The sequence below is a fragment of the Peribacillus sp. P4_C12 genome, assembly GCF_056402095.1.
Window position 1 is genome coordinate 1 of sequence record NZ_JBFUIB010000481.1, and the last position, 2,748, is coordinate 2,748.

The 2,748-nt window shown below is 37.3% G+C and carries 3 protein-coding genes; 2 read left to right on the forward strand and 1 reads right to left on the reverse strand.

Annotation, left to right across the window (positions count from 1 at the left end):
* Window positions 1-201 precede the first annotated feature (201 nt).
* The gene (locus AC1DUW_RS25230) at window positions 202-1,104 is read right to left on the reverse strand and encodes an AEC family transporter (RefSeq protein WP_053346389.1); all 903 of its coding nucleotides are present in this window, start codon (window positions 1,102-1,104) and stop codon (window positions 202-204) included.
* 265 nt (window positions 1,105-1,369) lie between these two features.
* On the opposite strand from AC1DUW_RS25230, the gene AC1DUW_RS25235 reads away from it, so the two are divergent.
* A complete protein-coding gene (locus AC1DUW_RS25235) occupies window positions 1,370-1,822 on the forward strand; it encodes a nucleoside deaminase (RefSeq protein ID WP_053348096.1) in 453 nt (150 codons plus the stop codon).
* 34 nt (window positions 1,823-1,856) lie between these two features.
* Window positions 1,857-2,748: amidohydrolase family protein (locus AC1DUW_RS25240; RefSeq protein ID WP_477643759.1), on the forward strand; the 892-nt coding region annotated here is incomplete at its 3' end.

Sequence of the window (2,748 nt, forward strand, 5' to 3'; positions counted from 1 at the left end):
CCACGTATCTCTTATTGCATAATAGTATATGAATTTTAACATCAATTATCCTTATACACTTTTGCAATGTAAAAAAACTTGTACAGATTATTCATGTACAAGTTTTTCACACATCTTATTCATGGCCAAGAGGTTTAAGATTTTAAGTTTCATAATAAACTAAAATTCCCTAATTTATTTTCATAAATATTAAAATATTATCTATAATACAAAGAAAAAGACAATAGGAAGCGTAATCAAACTTAAGGATGTACTAATGAACGTGGCACTTGATACAAATTCAGGCTCCGTATTAAATTGGAGAGCGTACATCGTGGTGTTAGCTGCCGTCGGCATAGCAGCTACGATAATCATAATATGCCTGACCATATCATCTACCGGCAAAGCAAGTGATAATAGGAAAGCAATGGCTGGAGATATAGCAAGCTTTACCAGCAACGAGATAGAGAGCTTTTGTAGCGCGATTTTTTTTAGTGAGATGTTGGCAAGCTGCATTCCAAGTGTAATCATAATTGTCGGAATTGCCGCATTTGCAACAAGGTTGACGGCTTCCATAACCGAATTGCTTAAAGGAATGTTCACAAGCTTAAAAACCACACCTGCAATTGCTCCGTACACAATCGGCATCCTACACACAGCTTTAAGTGCAGAATGTACTCCGTTACCTTCCGGACTTCCCTTTGCAGCAAAATATATACCTATTGTACACATGACTAACTGCTGGCCTACCATTAAAATGATGGCATAATCAAGTCCTGCTGCTCCAAATAGAAGGAAAATGACTGGTGTTCCGTAATTTCCATTATTCATGAATGCGGACGCTAAGATCATCCCACTCGTTTCCGTTACTGTATAATTACGAAAAAACGAAATGATATAGACAACCAAAATAAGAGAAAGACAGAGTACAATCGTGAATAAAAACAGATAAAAATAATTAACATTAAATTCAGCTGTATAAAAAGTACGGAACACAAGAAAAGGTGACATTAAATATAATGCTGCCGTCGAAATGGATTTTGTATCAAGTTGAAACCTTTTCTGACCGACGAACCCTAAAACAAAAATACCGAATATCGGTAAAAGAACTCCCAAAAACCCCATACATTTCACCTTCATAATCTTAATGATTTTCTTCTAACAATATCAGTTTTAAAATAATTTGTAAAAATACTTCTTAATATTTTAAATATTTTATACGTTATATTTTCTAACACAAAAGTATTTTTTATTATTTTCTGAAAATATTATTCAACTTTTATCCATATATGGTATATTATTTATTATATTTACGGCATGAAACATCACACAAACTATTTACTGTTTATCAAAAATTTTGATAGGGGTGTTTTTATTGGATGTAAAATTCATGGAGATGGCAGTTCAACTTGCATATGAAAATGTATTGGCAAAGAACGGAGGACCATTTGGGGCTATTATTGTAAAAGATGGCGTGGTCGTAGGGAGAGGTTGTAATAATGTGACAACAGCCAATGATCCGACCGCTCATGCTGAAGTACAAGCGATTCGTGATGCTTGCAGAAATCTGAACAGTTTCCAGCTTACTGATTGTGAAATATACACAAGCTGCGAACCGTGTCCAATGTGTATCGGTGCTCTTTATTGGGCCCGTCCAAAAGTGATTTATTACGCTTGTACGAAAGAGGATGCGGCCTGTATCGGCTTTGATGACCAATTTATATACCAAGAACTCGCGGTACCAATGGAGAGCCGTTCTATTAAAATGCAGCAAATGTCTTTTAGTAACCATGATTTACCGTTCCGTACATGGGAGACATATTCGGAAAAAGTGAAATACTAATCGGAAAGATTTTTTAGAAACGGAGGGCATAATAATGGAAAAAAGTTTGATTCAAAGGAGAATCGACGTTGCGTCAGGAAGAAAGCCTGCTGATTGCGTCATTAAAAATGGTCGGATTATTGATGTATTTAATGGCGATACCTATACTGGCGACATCGCAATCGTGGATGGTTTTTTTGCCGGTATTGGAAGTTACGAGGGCAAATCAGAAATTGATGCCGCTGGTAAATATGTTTCACCCACCTTTATCGATGGTCATGTCCATATTGAATCCTCAATGGTTCGTCCTTCTGAACTAGCAAAAATACTGCTTTTACATGGAGTGACCTGCATTGTTGCAGATCCGCATGAAATTGCCAATGTTTCAGGAACAAAGGGCATTCAATACATGATCGAACAATCCAATGACCTTCCTTTTGACTTCTACTTTATGATGCCATCTTGTGTACCGTCGACAAAATTCGAACATTCAGGTGCTGTCTTGAGTAGCGAAGATCTAACCCCATTCTATCAAAATCCAAGGGTTCTTGGTTTAGCCGAAGTGATGAATTTTCCAGCCGTCTCCAATACAGAAGAGGATATGCTACAAAAATTAAACGATGCAATAAAACATGGCAAAAACATTGATGGCCACGCCGCGGGCTTAACCGAACAACAGCTCAATGTTTATATGTCTGCAGGTATTAAAACCGATCATGAATGCACCACAGCAAAAGAGGCAAAAGAGAGACTTCGTAAAGGAATGTATATTATGATCAGGGAGGGCACTGTTGCCAAAGACTTAATAAACCTGGTTCCAGCCATAAATGAGAGAAATTCCCGTCGTTGTTTATTTGTCACAGATGACCGACATCTGGATGATATTGTGTCAGAAGGAAGCATTGACCATAGCGTTCGACTTTCCATAGAAAATGGCATTCCCCCTC